14 protein-coding genes are annotated in these 19,236 nt (G+C 41.9%); 10 read left to right on the top strand and 4 right to left on the bottom strand.

Annotated elements, in window-relative coordinates; all coding sequences use genetic code 11:
* Window positions 1-17: 17 nt before the first annotated feature.
* The gene (locus BST97_RS12760; RefSeq protein WP_085768258.1) at window positions 18-974 is read left to right on the top strand and encodes a radical SAM protein; all 957 of its coding nucleotides are present in this window, start codon (window positions 18-20) and stop codon (window positions 972-974) included.
* Here the strand turns inward: BST97_RS12760 and BST97_RS12755 are convergent.
* Window positions 943-3,042, bottom strand: coding sequence for a ComEC/Rec2 family competence protein (locus BST97_RS12755; protein ID WP_085767602.1), 2,100 nt, complete (start codon window positions 3,040-3,042; stop codon window positions 943-945). The genes BST97_RS12760 and BST97_RS12755 overlap by 32 nt on opposite strands.
* A 513-nt stretch (window positions 3,043-3,555) precedes the next feature.
* On the opposite strand from BST97_RS12755, the gene BST97_RS12750 reads away from it, so the two are divergent.
* Together BST97_RS12750 and BST97_RS12745 are read left to right on the top strand one after the other, a co-directional pair.
* The gene (locus tag BST97_RS12750) at window positions 3,556-4,830 is read left to right on the top strand and encodes a ribonucleotide-diphosphate reductase subunit beta (RefSeq protein WP_085767601.1); all 1,275 of its coding nucleotides are present in this window, start codon (window positions 3,556-3,558) and stop codon (window positions 4,828-4,830) included.
* 12 nt (window positions 4,831-4,842) lie between these two features.
* Window positions 4,843-6,621, top strand: a complete 1,779-nt coding sequence (locus BST97_RS12745) for a ribonucleoside-diphosphate reductase subunit alpha (RefSeq protein ID WP_085767600.1) — start codon at window positions 4,843-4,845, stop codon at window positions 6,619-6,621.
* Window positions 6,622-6,923: 302 nt separating this feature from the next.
* On the opposite strand, the gene BST97_RS12740 is transcribed toward BST97_RS12745, so the two are convergent.
* Complete coding sequence (locus tag BST97_RS12740; RefSeq protein WP_085767599.1) at window positions 6,924-7,490, bottom strand: DUF3109 family protein; 567 nt, start codon at window positions 7,488-7,490, stop codon at window positions 6,924-6,926.
* 165 nt (window positions 7,491-7,655) lie between these two features.
* Here BST97_RS12740 and pyrH point away from each other — a divergent pair, with 165 nt between their 5' ends.
* The 7 genes from pyrH to BST97_RS12705 all read left to right on the top strand — a co-directional run bounded on the left by pyrH (window position 7,656) and on the right by BST97_RS12705 (window position 17,900).
* Window positions 7,656-8,360 carry a UMP kinase gene (pyrH, locus tag BST97_RS12735; protein WP_085767598.1) on the top strand — a complete coding sequence of 235 codons (705 nt, stop codon included), beginning with the start codon at window positions 7,656-7,658 and terminating at the stop codon, window positions 8,358-8,360.
* Window positions 8,361-8,407: 47 nt separating this feature from the next.
* The gene (gene frr, locus BST97_RS12730) at window positions 8,408-8,962 is read left to right on the top strand and encodes a ribosome recycling factor (RefSeq protein WP_085767597.1); all 555 of its coding nucleotides are present in this window, start codon (window positions 8,408-8,410) and stop codon (window positions 8,960-8,962) included.
* A gap of 139 nt (window positions 8,963-9,101) precedes the next feature.
* Window positions 9,102-11,285 (top strand): DUF5686 family protein, encoded by a 2,184-nt coding sequence (locus BST97_RS12725; RefSeq protein ID WP_407668577.1) that lies wholly within the window; start codon window positions 9,102-9,104, stop codon window positions 11,283-11,285.
* A gap of 59 nt (window positions 11,286-11,344) precedes the next feature.
* Window positions 11,345-13,738 (top strand): efflux RND transporter permease subunit, encoded by a 2,394-nt coding sequence (locus BST97_RS12720; protein ID WP_085767596.1) that lies wholly within the window; start codon window positions 11,345-11,347, stop codon window positions 13,736-13,738.
* Between the two features lie 165 nt (window positions 13,739-13,903).
* Window positions 13,904-15,352: an asparagine--tRNA ligase gene (gene asnS / locus BST97_RS12715; RefSeq protein ID WP_085767595.1), complete on the top strand. Its 1,449-nt coding sequence runs from the start codon at window positions 13,904-13,906 to the stop codon at window positions 15,350-15,352.
* Window positions 15,353-15,824: 472 nt separating this feature from the next.
* Complete coding sequence (rpoN, locus tag BST97_RS12710) at window positions 15,825-17,282, top strand: RNA polymerase factor sigma-54 (RefSeq protein WP_085767594.1); 1,458 nt, start codon at window positions 15,825-15,827, stop codon at window positions 17,280-17,282.
* Window positions 17,283-17,285: 3 nt separating this feature from the next.
* Window positions 17,286-17,900, top strand: coding sequence for a hypothetical protein (locus BST97_RS12705; RefSeq protein ID WP_085767593.1), 615 nt, complete (start codon window positions 17,286-17,288; stop codon window positions 17,898-17,900).
* 17 nt (window positions 17,901-17,917) lie between these two features.
* On the opposite strand, the gene BST97_RS12700 is transcribed toward BST97_RS12705, so the two are convergent.
* A complete protein-coding gene (locus tag BST97_RS12700) occupies window positions 17,918-18,634 on the bottom strand; it encodes a porin family protein (protein ID WP_085768256.1) in 717 nt (238 codons plus the stop codon).
* Window positions 18,635-18,742: 108 nt separating this feature from the next.
* Window positions 18,743-19,234, bottom strand: coding sequence for an ExbD/TolR family protein (locus BST97_RS12695; RefSeq protein ID WP_085767592.1), 492 nt, complete (start codon window positions 19,232-19,234; stop codon window positions 18,743-18,745).
* Window positions 19,235-19,236: the final 2 nt, after the last annotated feature.

The raw sequence follows: 19,236 nt of genomic DNA, 5'->3' as shown, positions 1-19,236 counted from the left end.
GCTAAATGCAAGAAAACATGAAGAAAGATTTTAACCACTTACAGTCCCTTTACTGGGTATTTACCCAATTGTGTAACGATGACTGTGACCATTGCTATAATGACAGCAGCCCTTTTGGGAAGCGCATATCGCATGACGACTGCATGGCGATCATTGATAATATGCCAGATCGCATTGATCGGATTATTTTGAGTGGTGGTGAACCGCTGGCAGATATTAAATTGTTGCATGCGATTCTGGACAAGATCCAAGAAAAGTACCAAGACGCTACTCAAGTTATGATCCAAACCAATGGTGATTTACTCAACGAGGAAAAACTACAAACCCTTATCGATAAGGGAGTCAGTCGTTTTGACATCGCCAGCATAGATCGTTATCACAAAAAAGCGGGTAGCCGCCTAATGGAACTCGCCGATATTTTTGAGAGCTGTGGCGTGGTGGGAACTGAAAAAGACCCCTTGATTGAAGGGGAACATTATCTTGCCGAAAATTCGCTGAGCTGGGGCTACTGGGGCGCGAGTGAAGAAATGTGGCTGGGAGGTAACTGGGCGCGTGGCAAAGCGATGAAACACGACATCTGGATGAAAGATCCCGATCACAACTTCTGTACGATTTTAAGTGGTGCGCGTAATTTTTTAGGCGGTTATGATGACATCCCAAATGAAATAAGCATTCAGCTCTGGCGCATCAATCCCTGCTGCCCGGGAACCCACTTCCCGATGGGTGATGCGAGAAAACAAAAAGTAAGCGAGGTACTCAATCGTGCCAGCAAGAATTTTGTCTTCAAAATGCTCAACGATGGCGAGCCACTAAAAATGGGACTGGAACTGGGCGTGAGTGAAGAAGAAGCAAAAGCTAAAAACGATGAGCTCAAAAACATTTGCCTCTACTGCGACCACTTTTTAAAATGCAACAAGGATAAAATTTTTGACGAAAACGGCGTCATGGCTGATGTTGAGGAAGTACAAGGCTAGTTGCTGCCAACGCCCGCAAATCAATCGCCCCTTCCTCATAAGTATTAAAAAAAGGTACGCCATTCTCATCACAAGTAGCTTTCCATTGTTCCACGCTACTCCTATAATTAGAACCGTCGCTGATGATGGCTTTGGGCTTGAGCTCTTCAATCAATCGTTCCAGATTGATTTTGGGCGAGTGGGAAAGTAATACCAATTGGTTTTTAGGTGCAGCATGCCAAACACCGGTAGAATCGATCCGTATCAAATAGACTTCCTTAAAGCTGAATTCGTTTTTAAGATGAAGCGTGTCCAGCTGCCTATCACGATGCGGAGAAATATTAATTAATCGCTCAAGACTGGTTTGCGCGCGTAAACTGTCCATTTTTGACAGATCGACGAGCAGATGTGCGTGCTCATTGTTACTCAAACTTATGGCACTTCCACGCGCTTGATGTAAAAGCAGCACTTTGTTTTCATTGTAGGTCGTATCTATAATTATTCCTATAGTTATTAAAACAACCAAAGCAGTAAGAGAAACATGCAACATCCAGTTCGGCCGCATCCAGGTGATGATTTGTCGGCGGGATCTTTTTACATAGGGTCTCAAATAAAGTGCAATCCCAATAATGATTATGTATAACAAGATGAGCTCATACAGTTCTACATAAAGATCTTTGAAAATAAAAGTATCATAAGAACTGATATTCCCTACGAAGCTGATGATCCATTCAAGAGCATTATTTAAAGCTGAAACTAACCATGACGACGGAGCATTTACCAGCAACAAAACAATCAGTAAAAGCGCCGCACCGATTATAAACGGTAAAGAAGGCAGCAAAACCATGTTTCCCACTAAGAACAATCCTGGTAACTGATGAAAATAGAAAACGCTCAAAGGAGCCACACCTATTTGAGCAGCCAGCGTAACCGTAAGAATGTTCCAGAAGAAATCTTTGATTTTATTGCGCCAGGGCCACACGCGCGCCAGTATAGGCTGAAACAAAACGATGGAATAAACGGCCATATAACTGAGCTGGAAACCAACTTGAAAAAGCAAGCGAGTATCGACAAACAGAAGAACAAAAGCGGACAAGGTAAGTGAATGAAATACAGATGCTTTTCTGTTAATATTCATTCCTACCGCCACAAAGGAGAACATGGTCACGGCTCTAAAAATCGAGGGCGACAACCCAGTCATCATTGCAAAACACCATAGCAGAAATACTACAATCCCACTCTGGATCCAGTTCCCGTTTTTCAATCGTAATACGGGTCTAGTAAGCCATCGCAAAATCAACAATATGATTCCCACGTGCAATCCGCTCAGAGCCAAAATATGGATCACTCCAGCATCTCTAAAGCTTTTGGTGATTTCTGGATCAATGTTTTGACGTTGTCCTAACACTAAGGCTTCAATCATGGATCTAGGCTCAAGATGTAACCCAGATTGAGCTAATTCATTGAGAATATTTTCCCTCAAACGGTCTAAGAAACCTAAGTTTTCAGAAGTGGAGTTTACGACTTCAAAAACATTGGGTAAATCCACATAAAGTTGCCCGTAAACATCGATGCTGGCGAGATATTCTTTATAGTTGAAATCTCCAGGATTGCGTGCATCACTAGCATCATTAATATCATCATAAACGAGCAATTCTTGACCTACATTGTAAGAAACTGAATCGGCTCTTTTGAAAAGGACTAAAATGCGGCCCGTAGAAAGCTTGCCATTGATTTCTTTAACATCGGCATAAAATCTAGAATTGAATTCATTGGGTGTCAAGCGATCAGTAAGTTTGAATTTGATCAGGTGCTCCTCTCCTATCACATCTTGATTTGTGAAATGATGCTCAGGCAGCTGCTGTGCACGATAAGACAAAAAACTGCCTAGCCCAAAGAAGAAGGCCAGCACCGACCCACCATAAACATACTTTTTCACCCACAAGGGCTTCAAAAATCTGGAGATCAGAATGATTAATAGAAAGATGCCTATTGAAATTTGCGCAAATTCAAATTGTATTACATTAAATCGGGCAGCAATGATTCCGGCGATGAACAGAAACAAAATCCTATAAAATGGGTAGGACATGCGATGGGATGCGTTGGTTCGAGCATTAAAAATAGAAAAAAATCTTAAACCTTTGGTATTAAGCTTATTGACATCAGTGGGTTTTTAAAAGTTCTCGCTTTCGCGAAAGCGAGATCACCTACACTTTTCACACCTCTGAAAACTCGCTAGACATCGAAGCTTTTTGAATCGAAAAAATGGATCAGCTAGAATCCAAAATCAGATTTTTTCAAACTGAGAAATGGAGTTATTCACAAAAACCAATGTTATGCTAATCTAAATTCTTCGGTAAAAATCGAAGTAGGAATTTACTTAATTATTCTACGCTTAGCCTAGGCTATTTGGGCGTATTTTTCAATTATCAACAAGCTATTAAAAAAGTTTAAACAGGTTATTATATATCTGATTTTAAGATCGTTGAAGTTATCACCAAGCTTGTTGATAAACTTTTGAAAAGAAGAATCCATCCGTTTTATTAAGTGTTTCATTTTTGGGGAACTTTACCTCTACCTAAAACCCAAAAATCATCTTGTCATGGACGTAACACACATCAGAAAGCGCGATTTCACCCTTAAAGAATTTGACCTCAGCAAGATAACCCAGGCTATTTTGAAAGCTATGCAGGCCACCCATAACGGAGCCGAGAATGATGCCCAAAATGTCGCCCTTGAAGTCTATAAAACCTTGATGGGTCGCAAGGAGCTTGACAATGATTATATTCCTACCGTAGAACAGGTTCAAGATATCGTAGAGACGCAGCTCATGGCTACAGAATTTCATGAAGCAGCAAAAGCTTACATACTTTATAGAAACGAGCGTGCTCTAGAGCGCAAGACTGATATTTTTGAGAAGCGTATCACGTTGAAGCCTTATGAATATCCACAGCTTTATGAATACGTTCCTGCCATAAGACACAGTTACTGGATCCATACAGAATATAATTTTACTAGTGACATCCAAGATTTCAAAACAAGACTGGACGATACGGAACGCAGTGCGATTAAAAACACCATGCTGGCGATCTCACAGATCGAGGTGGCGGTGAAGTCTTTTTGGGGAGACATCTACCACCGCATGCCCAAGCCGGAGATAGGTGCCGTGGGAGCAACATTTGCGGAGAGTGAAGTACGCCATGCCGATGCCTACTCGCATCTTTTGGAAATTTTAGGTCTCAACAAAGAATTCAAGACGCTTAAGAAGAAACCTGTAATCATGAAGCGCGTTCAGTATCTAGAAAGCGCTTTGAGAAGAGCAAAAAGCGATAGTGACAAAGAGTATGCAGAATCGATTCTTTTGTTCTCAATTTTCATCGAGCATGTGTCGCTTTTCAGTCAGTTCTTGATCATTATGGCTTTTAACAAGCACAAGAACATGCTTAAAGGCGTTTCAAATGTGGTTGAGGCAACATCAAAAGAAGAACAGATTCACGGCGACTTTGGCATCGATATCATCAAAATCCTTCAAACCGAGCATCCAGAATGGTTCACTGCTGAGTATGATGCAGCCATCCAGCAAATGTGTCGCGATGCTTATGATGCAGAGAACGATATCATCGACTGGATCTTTGAAAATGGAGAACTAGAATTCCTACCTAAGCAAGTCGTGAAAGAATTTATCAAAAACAGATTTAATAGATCGCTTACCAGTATAGGCAGTACGCCCATTTTTGAGGTAGATGAAAGTCAACTGAACGAGACAGAATGGTTTGACGATGAGATCATCGGCACAAAACATGGAGACTTCTTTGTGAAGCGCAGTGTGAACTATTCCAAGAAGACAAAAAGTGTTACTGAAGACGATCTATTTTAAGATACTACCCCTATGAAAGCTATACAACAAGAAATTCAAGTACAAAAAGAACTCACTGCAGCTGAAAAACTGCAGCAAGCGAGAAAAGAAACCATCGCACAGCACAATGCTGATAAACCCTTTGCATGGTTGAATGAAAACAGCCGCAAGTTTTTGGGTGCTGGCTATCTGACTGATGGGGTATCGGCAGAATCGCGCATCAGAGAGATTGCTGAGCGTGCGGAGCAAATCTTAGGAATAGACGGATATGCCGATAAGTTCTACGATTATATGGGTCGTGGATTCTATTCTCTAGCGTCTCCGGTCTGGTCTAATTTCGGTAAAGAAAGAGGCTTGCCTATCAGCTGTTTCGGCTCTCATGTAGATGATGATATGGGGAACATTCTCTACACTCAGTCTGAGGTAGGAATGATGTCTAAGCTAGGTGGTGGTACTTCTGGGTATTTCGGTAAGATAAGACACCGTGGAGCACCTGTTAAAAATAACGGCGAAGCAAGTGGAGCGGTTCACATCATGCAGTTGTTTGAAAGCATGGTAGACGTTGTGAGTCAAGGGTCTGTGCGTCGCGGTAGATTCTCCCCTTATTTGTCTATCGAGCATCCAGACATCAAGGAATTTCTAGAAATAGGAACGGAAGGAAATCCTATCCAAAACCTAACACACGGTGTTACCGTAACTAGCAAATGGCTGGAAGAAATGAAGGCGGGTGATACGGAGAAACGTAAGATTTGGGCAAGAGTATTGCAAAGTCGTGGTGAGATGGGCTACCCGTACATCTTCTTCACAGACAATGCTAACAACGGTCGCCCAGAGGTATTCAAGGATAAAAACCTACCGATCTACGCGAGCAACCTGTGTACTGAAATCATGTTGCCGAGCAATGATCAGTGGTCTTTCGTTTGTGTACTTTCCAGCGTGAACCTACTTCACTACGACAAGTGGAAGGATACTGATGCAGTTGAGACCATGATCTACTTCCTCGATGCGATCATTACGGAGTTTATTGAAAAGCTGGAAGTTTACCGAGACAGCCCAAGCCGTGAGGACCGCCAGACGTTCTTGTTTATGGAGCGTGCTTATAATTTTGCCAAAGACAACCGTGCTTTAGGTTTGGGAGCTTTGGGATGGCACTCACTCCTACAGTCTAAGCGTTATGCTTTCAATAGTAAAGAAGCTTATGATCTGAACAGCGAGATTTTCAAGGAGATCAAGGTGCGCTCGTACAAAGCAAGTGCAGAACTAGCAGAGAAATTTGGAGAGCCAGAAACTTTGAAAGGTTACGGTCGACGCAATGCAACTTTAAATGCGGTTGCGCCTACAACTTCTTCGGCGTTTATTTTGGGACAGGTTTCTCAAGGAATTGAGCCGATCTGGTCAAACATTTATGTCAAAGACATCGCCAAGATCAAGACCACGATCAAGAATCCTTACCTAGAGGAACTGCTGACCGAAAAAGGCATGAATACTAAGGAAGTCTGGAGAGACATCAGAGATCATGATGGTTCTGTGCAGCATCTTGATTTCTTGACTCAGGACGAAAAAGATGTGTTCAAGACCTACAGCGAGCTGGATCAGTTGGATATCATCTATCAGGCGGCAAATAGGCAGAACCACATCGATCAGGGACAATCGGTAAACATTATCGTACATCCAGATATGCCGGTGAAGGACATCAATAAAATCCACATGACCGCGTGGGAACTTGGTTTAAAATCCTTGTATTACCAGCACAGCATGAACGCTGCCCAAAAATTCAAGCAGAAAAAAGAATGTGCGAGCTGCGAGGCTTAAGATTCTGAAATCAGTTAATTGAAACCGTTGATTTTAAGTCAGCGGTTTTTTTGTTTACGCTTTCGCGAAAGCGTGATAAAAATACAAGTATCTAACATACCAAGTATTTTTCATGACATGTTTCTAAAAAGCAAAATCTTAAGTTTAACTTCTGCAGAACGCTTTTAGAGAGTTTCCCTTGAGGCGTTGCGCTGAGCGGAGTCGAAGTGGAAATGTCCGCTGTAGCGGAAAAAGGGTGTTCGTGATGCTTTTTCAGATCCAGTCCAGCGAAAACATGCCTACACGGATAGCTGAGATGTCAGCTACGAAAAATCCTGAGCAATCTCCTCCAGCTCATTATACCATTCTGGACCAAATTTTCTGATCAAAGCCTCCTTGACAAATTTATAGACCGGCACGCTCAATTCTTCACCCAGCGCACAAGCATCATCGCAAATTTGCCATTTGTGGTAATTCACGGCTTTAAAATCAGTGTATTCTTGAATCCTGACCGGATATAAATGGCAAGAAATCGGTTTGTAGAAACCGGTGGCACCATCACGATATGCTGCTTCAATACCACACATCGCGGTGCCATCATCTTTAAAAATGGTATAAGCGCACTCTTTATTATTTACTAAAGTGGTTTCCAGCTCGCCGTTTTCTCGCTCGATCCAGTTGCCTTGCTCTTGTAGTGCGGCAATCCCTTCTGGGCGCAGGTATGGCTTAATGTTCTCATGTTCCTGATCTAGAATTTCCAATTCAGCATGTTCCAAAGGAGCTCCAGCCTCGCCCGCAACGCAACAAATCCCTTTACAAGCATTGAGATTGCATACAAAGTCTTTCTCTATAAGATCATCAGAAACGATGGTTTTTCCTAGCTGAAACATGATGAAAATTTTAGGAACCTGCAAAGATAGGTAAGCGCAACAGGACTCTATAAATGTAATTTGTCTTCTTGCTCCTAAGCTCAGCAACTCACAAACTCACAAACTCACAAACTCAATGACTCATCACCTCCCAGACTATTATATTTGCAAAACTCAACTCCACACATGAAATACAATCGCATCCTTCTCAAACTATCAGGTGAGGCTCTTATGGGCACCAGACAATATGGAATCGACCCAGTTCGTCTTGCTGAATATGCTGAAGAAATCAAGAAAGTAACTGAACTAGGAATTCAAGTTGCCATCGTAATAGGCGGTGGGAATATTTTCAGAGGAGTCGCTGGTGCTAGCAATGGTATGGATCGAGTGCAGGGAGACCACATGGGAATGCTGGCTACCGTAATTAATGGTCTAGCCCTTCAAAGCGCCCTTGAAGATGCTGATGTACAAACTCGATTACAAACTGCTATTAAAATCAACGAGGTGGCTGAGCCTTTTATAAGAAGAAGGGCAATACGTCATCTTGAAAAGGGTCGTGTGGTGATTTTTGGTGGTGGAACTGGAAATCCTTATTTCACAACAGATAGTGCTGCAGTTTTGAGAGCTATTGAAATTGAGGCAGATGTTATTCTTAAAGGGACTCGTGTAGACGGAATCTACACCGCTGACCCAGAAAAGGATACGAGTGCTACTAAATTTGACCACATCACCTTTGAAGATGTGTTGAAGAAAGGTTTGAAAGTTATGGACACTACAGCATTCACTTTGAGTCAGGAAAACGAGTTGCCTATTATCGTGTTTGACATGAACACTCAAGGCAATTTATTGAAGTTGCTTAAAGGTGAAAACATAGGGACTACGGTTCAATAAGTTCACGAACAATAATATATTTGTTTCTCTTAAGTAAGTAAAAGGTTATGAGCGAAGAAGTAGATTTTATAGTAGATAGCGCAAAAGAAGACATGGGAAAGGCGATCAAGCACCTTGAAAAGTCTCTACTCAATATACGTGCAGGAAAAGCAAGTCCTGCAATGTTAGGCGGCGTGATGGTAGATTATTATGGAAGCCAGACTCCATTAAGCCAAGTTGCAAATGTCAATACACCTGACGGTCGCACGATAAGTGTTCAACCCTGGGAAAAACAAATGATCCCTGAAATCGAAAAAGGAATCATGATCGCAAACCTAGGCTTGAATCCCATGAATAATGGAGAGAGTGTAATCATAAATGTCCCTCCACTTACAGAGGAACGCAGACGTGATCTTTCTAAACAAGCGCGTGCAGAAGGTGAAGAAGCAAAAATAGGTGTACGTAACGATCGTAAGGTGGCTATGAACGAACTCAAAAAGCTGGACATCTCTGAAGATCTGCAAAAAAATGTGGAAGTTGACATCCAGGAACTCACAGATCAACATATCAAAACTATAGATGAGATGATCGCTGTTAAGGAGAAAGAAATTATGACGGTTTAAAATTCGTTCTCAAATTATTCCGAGCTGTTTCAAATTATTTTGGAACAGCTTTTTTTTGTATAAAGCTCTGCTCATAATCTTATCTTAACACAATTTTTATGACCTCAACCCTTATTTACTTTTGATACAGAATTTATTTGTGTTGAGAATTTTTCTCTTTTTTATTTTAATAAGTCTTGGCTCAAACATTTTTGCCCAAGAACCTATTTCTGGAAAGGACTGGGTAGAGCAGTCCATTAACCAAAGAATCAATAATGACCCGCAGGTTAAATATACAGGGTATCAGTACAGCTCCTACCAAAATCTGAAAATCACCGGTGACCCAGAAGCTCTAACCGGACCAGGTTATAAAAAAACGGAACTCAGAAAAACCTTGAAACAGACTGGAGTTTTCTATTCAGAAAAAACCTCCATTTTTTTTAACGATCCAAAGGAAAGAGAGCGCGAGGTCATCACGGGAATTAATATGAGTGGCTTCAAGCAGCCGGTCTACCCCATTTACACCATTGAATTCCAGAGTCAGGACATCTATGACAAGGATTATGTAATTCTCGATCAGACCTATGTCAATCCGCTGAGTGAGAAAGGCCTTAAAACGTATAACTATCAAATTGAGAAAGACACTATAATCAACGGTAGACCTTCTATCAAGATCAGTGTAGATCACGAGCAGGAAAATGCGCCCAATCTTCTCAGAGGAGAGTTCTATTTTGATAAGCAAACAAAAGCTGTTGCCAGAGCGCATTACACAAATTTTGGCGCGTTAAATATCAGCGCGGTACACGAGTTACGTCTGGATGAAGAGCTGGAAGCCTGGATCACCACGAAGCAAGAACTCTTTATCAAAAAAGAGAAAACAGTCAAGGAGCTGGAGCTTTTCGGAGCGCGACTCGAGGTGGGACAAGAAAAGTCCAAAATGATCGCAGCACCCAGCGATGATCTCTATGTCATCATGCGCACCTACAACAGCAATCATCAAAAGGAGACCACAGCACCCTATGATTTTGACGGAGCTCGTATCGAGGTTCTAGAAAGCGCCTCGCAAAAAGAGTTGACCTACTGGAATCAGTTTAGGGATACAAATTCGTTCTCTAACGATGATCTCGCCCAATTCATGCAACTGGATAGTGTGATCACGGCAACTCGCGTAACTAGGAAACTGGAGACACTGGACAAGTTTAAAGTAGGTTATTATCCGGTTGGATTCTTTGACTTTGATCTGAAATACTTGGTGAAGTATAATGATTACGAAGCTTTCAGATTAGGTGTGGGCGGTACCACAAATGAGAAATTCAGCGAGCAATGGCGACTGGGCGGCTATGTTGCCTATGGGACTAAGGACCGGGCTTTCAAACACAAGATTAGCGCTGGATATAGACTTGATGAAGAAAGAAACACCTGGTTAAGTATCTACAGACAAGAAGATATTAACGAGTTTGCAGCAGAGGCTTTTCTTACTGATGCAAGAGTTTATTCCTTGTTTGAACCGCGATTGATCAACATTCCCACATTCTATCTTTTCACCGACTATGGAGTTAGCGTACAGCAGCGCCCCATGGCAAATATTCTTGGAGAGGTCTCGCTTTCGCGAAAGCGTATACAGCAAACCACTGCCTACCAGTTTCAACCAGACGATCGAGCATTTGACAACTACGTCCTTACAGAAGCGAAACTGGGTGTAAGATGGAGTCCACGCGAAGATTTCATGAGGACGCCTAGAGGATTTCAAAGTATTAAGAAAGGGTATCCAGTACTCAGCGGACAGATAACTAAAGGAGTCTCAAATGTTGTAGGTTCAGATTTTGACTACCTCAAACTATCTGGAAAAGTAGGTTATGTATTGGATAGTGGTAACGATCACGTGACTGAAATTCTCGTTGAGGGTCATTTTGCCAGCGGTCAGGTCCCGCTCACCCATTTGTTCCACGCATACCCCAACTCGCCTACAAAAGACGAGATCCTACAACGATTTTCCGTAGCGGGAAGACGCAGTTTTGAGACCATGTACTTTAATGAGTTTTTCTCTGATCGTATTGCGATTGCCCAGGTGCGACATAAGCTACCCGCTCTAGATATTGCCTCGTTTTTAAAACCAGAAGTCGTGCTCACCTCCAAATTTGCCATAGGCGATCTGGACGATCCTCAAGAACATTTGAATGTCGATTTTGATACACTGGAACATGGATATTTTGAAAGCGGATTAGAAATCAATAAACTGATCTTTGGTTTTGGGCTCAGCGCCAGTTACCGATATGGCGCTTACAACCTCCCAAAATTTGCCGATAACTTAGCCCTGAAATTTACGTTCTATCTAGAACTCTAAATTCTTACAAAACCTGCCGAACCCTTTTTTATTGATAACTTTGCAGCCCGCAAGATTTTATGCAAAAGTTACTGAGTTTTAGGTTTTGGAATGGTGTCGCACGTACAATTTTGCGCAATCGCGAGGTTATACTGGGCGTTCTCATTATTCTGACCGTATTTCTTGCATTTCAATGGAGACACATCAAGTTTACTCATACTGAGGCCAACTTACTCCCAGACGATCACCCTATCAATGAGGAATACAATGAGTTTCTAGACCGCTTCGGCGAGGAGGGAAATTTGATTATACTTGGTTTACCTGATGAGTCTCTACGGACCTACCAGCAGTTCAATGCTTGGAATAAGTTGGGAGACAGTCTGGAAAACTTTTCTGAAGTTGATTTTGTCTTATCTACCGGTAATCTACCCGACCTAAAAAAATCAGAGGATAATGATCGCTTTGTGGTGAAGGAGGTTTTAGAAAGCGACTTGAGTTCAAATAAAGAGCTCAAAGCTTTCAAGAATAAGCTATACAACGAGCTGCCGTTTTATGAAAATCTGATTTATTCTAAGCGTGACAGTGTTATTAGAACCGCGGTATATCTTAAAAAAGATATTGTAAACACAGTTACTCGTAAGGAGTTCATCCTTCAGGAATTTCAACCGCTTGTTGATGAATTTTCTGAAAAATATGATCTTGACATCAAGATATCGGGCATGCCATACATACGCACGCTCAATGCAAAAAACATTGTTGATGAGATCAGTTATTTTCTTCTCGCTGCGCTGTTGATCACTTCCGGGATTTTCTTTTTCTTTTTTAGATCCTGGCGAGCCACTTTTATTTCTATCGTTACGGTTATCATAGGCGTGATGTGGGCTTTTGGGATTCTAGGCTTCCTAGGTTATCAGATCACCGTTTTAACGGCACTTATACCGCCGCTCATTATCGTGATAGGTATTCCCAACTGCATTTTCTTAATCAATAAGTACCAGCAGGAAATAAAAAATCACGGTAATCAAGCCAAATCGCTGCAAAGAGTCATTACAAAAGTGGGTAACGCAACCTTGATGACTAACCTGACCACGGCGAGTGGTTTTGCAACCTTCATTTTTACGGAGAGTACGCTTCTTAAAGAGTTTGGTATTGTTGCTTCGATATGCATCGTGAGTATTTTTTTAATCAGTTTGCTGATTATTCCTATTATCTACAGTTACCTACCTGTTCCTAAAGATCGTCACCTCGAGCATTTGAGAAAAGAGTGGATCGGTGGTTTTGTAGCCTGGACGGAAAGTATGGTCAGACGTCATCGCATCGCCATATATATATCGAGCGTGGTCGTTCTTATGGTGAGCATGGTAGGCATGTATCAGATCAAGGTTTCTGGGAGTATGATTGAGGACATGCCCAAGAGTCTACAGTTCTTTAAGGATATCAAGTTTTTTGAAGAAAGCTTCGACGGCATCATGCCTTTGGAAATCGTGGTCAACACGCGCAGAAAAGAAGGTGTGTCAAAATCCAAAAACCTCAAAAAACTCAACAAACTCGAGGAACACATACTTGAAACGCCCGAGCTTTCCAAACCGCTTTCCATCGTCTCCATGGTTAAATATGCCAAACAAGCATTCTACGGCGGCGATACTGATTTTTATGATTTGCCCACGAGTAATGAACGCCTATTTATGGCTCCCTTACTCAAAGAAAGTGGCGGCGATGTTGCCATGATGCAGAGTTATGTGGACAGTACAGGTCAGTATGCCCGTATCACCACGTTCATGAAAGATATGGGAACTGATCGTATGAAACGTGTTGAAGAAGATCTGGTTGCCGAGATCGATAAGATTTTCCCTCCTGAAGATTATGATACGATTCTCACTGGTAAAGCTTTAATGTTCCAAAAAGGAACAAATTATCTGATCAACAATCTGGTTTTATCGCTGGGACTCGCCGTGATACTCATCGCTCTATTTATAGCGTGGATGTTCAAGAGTATGCGCATGATATTTGTATCGCTAGTTCCCAACTTATTACCCCTGATCATCACCGCTGGACTGATGGGTTATCTAGGAGTTGCCATCAAGCCATCGACTATTTTGGTATTTTCTATAGCCTTCGGGATTTCTGTGGATGACACGATTCATTTCCTCGCAAAATACCGTCAGGAACTCATTGCCAATAAATGGAAGATCAAACGATCTGTATACGGTGCGCTGCGTGAGACAGGAGTGAGCATGTTTTATACGAGTATCGTTTTATTTTTTGGGTTCTCGACCTTTACGATCTCCAGTTTTGGCGGTACGGTCGCTCTGGGAGCTCTTGTGAGTGCAACCCTATTGTTTGCCATGCTGGCCAATCTGCTTCTACTTCCCAGCATGTTATTATCTCTGGAACGCAGTATTGCAAATCGCAAAACCCTACGTAAGCCGGCGATTCCTCTTATTGCTAAAGAAGATTTTTCAGAAGAGGAGTGATTTTTCATAACAATATTTTTTTTTATTATCTCGCTTTCGCGAAAGCGTAACCCTCCTACCACATCGTACTTCATTTTTAACTAAGCAGGTATCACACGCAACTCGCGTAATCATTGCTCAAACGCTGCATTAAAATTATATTTGCCGATTGACGAAGTTTCCACTATGAAAAGAATAGCAGAGATATTGCAGGCAGAGCCTAGCTTGATTGAAATGACCGTGAGAGGATGGGTACGTAGCTTTAGAAACGACCGATTTATAGCTTTGAACGACGGTTCCACTATCAACAACCTACAGTGTGTGATCGAGCCAGAAAATCATGCCCAAGATATCTTGCAGAGCATAAATGTTGCGGCTGCCGTTGAGGTTAAAGGACATCTTGTAGAAAGTCAAGGTTCTGGACAACGAGTGGAACTTCAAACTTCTATGGTCAAGATACTCGCTACGGCAGATCCTGAAGACGTGAAGAAAACCGTTCTTTCTCCCAAAAGGCACAAACTGGACACCTTGAGAGAGCAGGCTCATTTACGGGTGCGTACTAATACTTTTGGCGCAGTGATGCGTGTACGAGCAGCATTATCCTTTGCCGTGCATAAATACTTTCAAGAGCAAGGTTTTTATCAGGCGCACACGCCTATTCTCACGGGTAGCGATGCAGAAGGTGCTGGTGAGATGTTTAGGGTGAGTACGCTGGATCCGAAAAATCCGCCGCTTACTGAAGAAGGAAAAGTAGACTATAGTAAAGACTTTTTTGAAAAAGAGGCAAATCTGACTGTTTCCGGACAGCTGGAGGCAGAGACCTACGCGATGGGACTGGGACAGGTTTACACCTTTGGCCCTACGTTTCGTGCTGAGAATTCTAACACGTCACGCCACCTTGCCGAGTTCTGGATGATTGAGCCAGAGGTAGCTTTTAACGATCTAGCTGCAAATATGGATCTCGCTGAAGATTTCATGAAGTACGTGATCGACTACGCCATGAAAAACTGTGCCGATGATATCGAGTTTCTAGAGCAACGCCTTGAAAACGAAGACAAGCAAAAGCATGCCGCAGAACGCAGCCCCATGCCTTTACGTGACAAGCTTAAATTTGTTTTAAAGAACAACTTCAAACGCGTTTCATACACTGAGGCGATCGACATCCTGAGAAACAGCAAGCCTAACAAAAAGAAAAAGTTCAAATACCCAGTGGATCAATGGGGAGCTGATCTGCAATCTGAGCACGAGCGCTATCTTGTTGAGAAACATTTTGAGTGCCCGGTCATTTTATTTGACTATCCAGCGACCATCAAGGCATTCTACATGCGCCTCAATGAAGCCGACGATGAAGGAAGGAAAACCGTGAGGGCCATGGATATCTTGTTCCCTGGGATAGGCGAGATCGTAGGTGGTTCACAGCGTGAAGAACGATACGACGTTCTCAAGCAGAAAATGCACGACATGAATATCCCAGAAGAGGAACTGTGGTGGTATCTGGAGATGCGCAAATTTGGTAGTGTGGTACACAGCGGCTTTGGACTAGGCTTTGAGCGATTAGTCATGTTTGTAACTGGTATGACTAACATTAGAGACGTGATTCCATACCCGAGAACACCGGGCAACGCAGAGTTTTAGAGAATAATTATTTTATTTCTTTCTTGTCATGCTGAACAAGCCCAGCGCAGTCCCGTACAGCTGTCGGGACAGCATCTCCTTGATCGGGACTTCAAAATCCATTTGTATCAAGGTTTTTTATCGAGTGTAAACTACGAAGACTCTGTTCCGATAACTATCGGAACGCTCGTACACTCACGTTCAGAGTGACAGTTCTTTAATTTGGTCTGTCATGCTGAAAGAGCTTTGCGACATTCAGCATCTGCTTGATTGGGACTTTGGATTCCATTTGTCTCGAGATTTCATTATCGAGACTTCACTACGAAGACTCTGTTCCGATAGCTATCGGAACGCTCGTACACTCACGTTCAGAGTGACAAGAATGATTTATGGATTGAGTCGCTATTATAAGATTGCAACCACGTTATTTTTTTAACAAATCCAGCTGAGCTAAATACCGCATTTAGTACATTTACCCTACAACTGGAAATCCATGCTTAAACAGTCGCTTAATTTCAAGCTTTCGCAGAAGCTTTCTCCTCAGCAAATTCAATTGATGAAGCTTATTCAACTGCCTACGCAGGCTTTTGAACAGCGCGTCAAAGCAGAACTTGAGGAAAATCCTGCACTCGATAGCGGTAAGGAAAAGAGCGAAGACGATTTTGATGAATTTTCAAATGAAAATGACTACGAAGACGGCAACGAGTCCATCGAGACAGAAATCAATGTAGATGATTATCTAAGCGATGATGATGTCCCAGATTATCGTACCAGAGCTAACAACTACAGTGCAGACGATGACGAGAAAAGTATTCCTTATGCTTCGGGAAAGTCGTTCACACAAACTTTACGGGATCAGCTTAGAACCTTACGCCTAGATGATGAAGAGTTTGAAATCGCAGAATATCTGGTAGGAAGCATTGACAATAGCGGCTACATACGCAGATCGCTGGAAGACATAGCCGATGATCTCGCCTTTACCCAAAATATCTATACAGATGTTGAAAAAGTGGAAAAGGTTCTTAAAGTGGTTCATAGCCTCGATCCAGCTGGTGTAGGAGCAAGAAGTTTACAGGAATGTTTAACGATTCAGCTTTCGCGAAAGCGAGAAACTCCAAGCACTGAACTCGCACTTAAATTGATCAGAGATAGTTTTAATGCTTTTAGCAAGAAGCACTATTCTAAGCTGATTGCCAAATACAACATCACGGAAGATGAATTGCGGGATGCGATCGACGAGATTGAGCATTTAAATCCCAAACCTGGAAGTTCGTACGCCGGTGGCAGCACGCGTATGGTGGAACAAGTGGTTCCAGATTTCGTGATCCGTATTAAGGATGGAGAATTAGAACTGACCTTAAATGGCAGAAATGCTCCAGAATTGCATGTGAGCAGAGATTACTCAAATATGCTCAAAGGATATAAGGAAGCTAAGGAGAAAACAAAATCTCAGAAGGACGCCGTTATGTTCATTAAGCAAAAACTGGACGGTGCAAAATGGTTTATTGAGGCCATTAAGCAACGCCAGCAGACGCTCTTCATGACGATGTCTACCATTATGGAATATCAAAAGGAATATTTCATGACGGGTGATGAGCGCAACTTGCGTCCCATGATCCTTAAGGATATTGCAGATAAGATTCAGATGGATGTTTCTACGGTTTCCCGGGTAGCAAATTCAAAGTATGTAGACACCCCTTACGGGACTAAACTTATCAAAGAGTTCTTCTCTGAATCCATGACGAATTCTGATGGTGAAGAAGTTTCTACTCGAGAAATAAAGAAAATACTGGAAACCGTTATTCAAGAAGAGGATAAAAGAAAGCCACTTACTGACCAAAAGCTAGTAGGTATCCTTAAAGAAAAAGGTTATTTGATCGCTCGAAGAACCATCGCAAAATATCGTGAGCAACTCGACATTCCCGTGGCACGCTTGCGTAAAGAAATCTAGTGTATGGGCAGGATTTTGAGGCTCTGGAGCTTTATCGTCAATCCTATTTTTATACCCGCACTTGTGAGTTTATGGTATTTCAACTATGCGGACTTCTACGATCCTGAACAAGCCAGATACAAGCTGTATTTAATCACTTTACTGACCGCTGCCATCCCGCTGCTGATTTATTTGATTCTGAAAGTTTTAAAATTAGTACGTAGTGTTCATCTTGAAACGCCGCGCGAACGGATTATCCCTTTAGGGATATACGCTGCGCTTCTCATTATTTTATTGAGAAGCGTCTTTTCAGACTTTCTTCATCTGTCGCTGTACTATTTTTTCTTAGGAGTTCTCGCTGCAACGGTAGTAGCGGGTGTATTGAGTATCGTCAGGTACAAGATAAGTCTTCACCTCATGGCCATGGGCGGAATGCTGGGTTTTTCATTAACTATGGCAATTATCGCTGGCATTCCCATGCTTTACTACATTATAGGAATTATTATCGCTTCTGGTCTAACTGCTAGCTCCCGGCTTTACATGAAAGCACATAAGGGACATGAATTGAACTTCGGATTTTTAGTAGGACTTGTTGCGCAACTTTCAATGGCGCAGTATTATCTTGAAGCCATAACCTAGACCTAAGACTCCAGCACTTATAGTAGATAGAACTCGATACCTACTTTGATCGTCTGTAAATCAAGAGTTCCGTTCTCAACCGTATTTAAATCATTGAAAAATGGGTTAAGCCCATATTGCACAAAAGCATTAAAACTTCCATTACCTACGGTTAAAGTGGCAAAATAGCGCCATCGATTCAATCCGTCTGGATCTCCTAGGTTCACTTTTCCATTCTCACCACGAAACGAGGATCTAAACGCGTACAGGTAACCAACTTTTATCCCAGTATAAATTCGCCAGAAGCTAAACTTAGTCGGTGTACTCGTGCGCCACCTGAACTGTAAAGGCATCTCGATCAAATTTGTATTGAACCGATTGCTATCGACGGCATCGCGGTCAGGGTTCACTACTACGATGGTATTCCCTTCGGGATTTTCAGAGAAAACTACGTTAGAATTGAACGTATTTGTAGACCATCCCAAACCAACGCCGATTGCGATGTTACGCTGTTCATTAATAGGCATGTCTCTAATGAAGCCAAGATGGAGACCACCTGAGAATCCATTTTGAGAAAAATTGCTTGGTGTATTTGTAAGTAGGTTGAAAGATAAACCTACATAAAATTGGTCTTCTCGATATAAAGAATCAACTACGTTGGGAATTGCGTTGTCATCTTCTGCATCATCAGAATCTTGAGCTATACAGCAATAAATAGGTGCTAAATAAAGTATGGCAAGCAAGATTTTCTTCATACGTAAATATATGTTGAATTGGATGAAAAACTCTGTAGACTGAAAAGGTATAGACATAAAAAAACCGCCTGAAAAAGCAGGCGGTTGAATACAATTAAAGCAAAACAATTATTGTCTTCTATTGATATTAATCATAGGATCACCCTGACTGGCAGTGTAATTAATTTTGAGTGCCATTGCATCTCTCAACTCCTGCTTTACATCGGTTAAAATACCGACCTTTGAGTCTCTATCTACCTTTAAAGAAACCATCATTTCGTCCTGAACATCTTCTGGCATCGCATTACGCTTTGTATTAATAAACGTTTGCACCTCTGAAACGGAAGAAATTTTATCTCCTAACTGGACTACTTCATTAGTACCGTGTTGATTTTGGTAGCTAGAAGTGGGTTTTCCTATATAGATGTACACCAATTTGTTTTTAGACTCAAGCTTTTCCACCTGATTTGCTTGTGGCAACGTGTTCTTGATCATCAACTCATCCTCACGCATTACTGTTGCAACCATAAAGAAAAACAGAAGCATAAAAACAATATCTGGTAACGATGCTGTAGAAACTGGTGGCAAATCACCACTTTTTTTCTTTTTAAACTTTGACATAG

This window comes from Nonlabens spongiae (assembly GCF_002117125.1).
GTDB classification, from domain to species: domain Bacteria; phylum Bacteroidota; class Bacteroidia; order Flavobacteriales; family Flavobacteriaceae; genus Nonlabens; species Nonlabens spongiae.
The sequence above is the reverse complement of the archived record's forward strand: the minus strand, read 5'-3'. Positions and strand labels throughout refer to the sequence as shown.

Excerpts from the sequence above, each read along its gene's own strand:
- BST97_RS12760 (WP_085768258.1), top strand. The coding sequence starts at position 18 with ATGAAGAAAGATTTTAACCACTTACAGTCCCTTTACTGGGTATTTACC.
- BST97_RS12755 (WP_085767602.1), bottom strand. The coding sequence starts at position 3,042 with ATGTCCTACCCATTTTATAGGATTTTGTTTCTGTTCATCGCCGGAATC.
- BST97_RS12750 (WP_085767601.1), top strand. The coding sequence starts at position 3,556 with ATGGACGTAACACACATCAGAAAGCGCGATTTCACCCTTAAAGAATTT.
- BST97_RS12745 (WP_085767600.1), top strand. The coding sequence starts at position 4,843 with ATGAAAGCTATACAACAAGAAATTCAAGTACAAAAAGAACTCACTGCA.
- BST97_RS12740 (WP_085767599.1), bottom strand. The coding sequence starts at position 7,490 with ATGTTTCAGCTAGGAAAAACCATCGTTTCTGATGATCTTATAGAGAAA.
- pyrH (WP_085767598.1), top strand. The coding sequence starts at position 7,656 with ATGAAATACAATCGCATCCTTCTCAAACTATCAGGTGAGGCTCTTATG.
- frr (WP_085767597.1), top strand. The coding sequence starts at position 8,408 with ATGAGCGAAGAAGTAGATTTTATAGTAGATAGCGCAAAAGAAGACATG.
- BST97_RS12720 (WP_085767596.1), top strand. The coding sequence starts at position 11,345 with ATGCAAAAGTTACTGAGTTTTAGGTTTTGGAATGGTGTCGCACGTACA.
- asnS (WP_085767595.1), top strand. The coding sequence starts at position 13,904 with ATGAAAAGAATAGCAGAGATATTGCAGGCAGAGCCTAGCTTGATTGAA.
- rpoN (WP_085767594.1), top strand. The coding sequence starts at position 15,825 with ATGCTTAAACAGTCGCTTAATTTCAAGCTTTCGCAGAAGCTTTCTCCT.
- BST97_RS12705 (WP_085767593.1), top strand. The coding sequence starts at position 17,286 with ATGGGCAGGATTTTGAGGCTCTGGAGCTTTATCGTCAATCCTATTTTT.
- BST97_RS12700 (WP_085768256.1), bottom strand. The coding sequence starts at position 18,634 with ATGAAGAAAATCTTGCTTGCCATACTTTATTTAGCACCTATTTATTGC.
- BST97_RS12695 (WP_085767592.1), bottom strand. The coding sequence starts at position 19,234 with ATGTCAAAGTTTAAAAAGAAAAAAAGTGGTGATTTGCCACCAGTTTCT.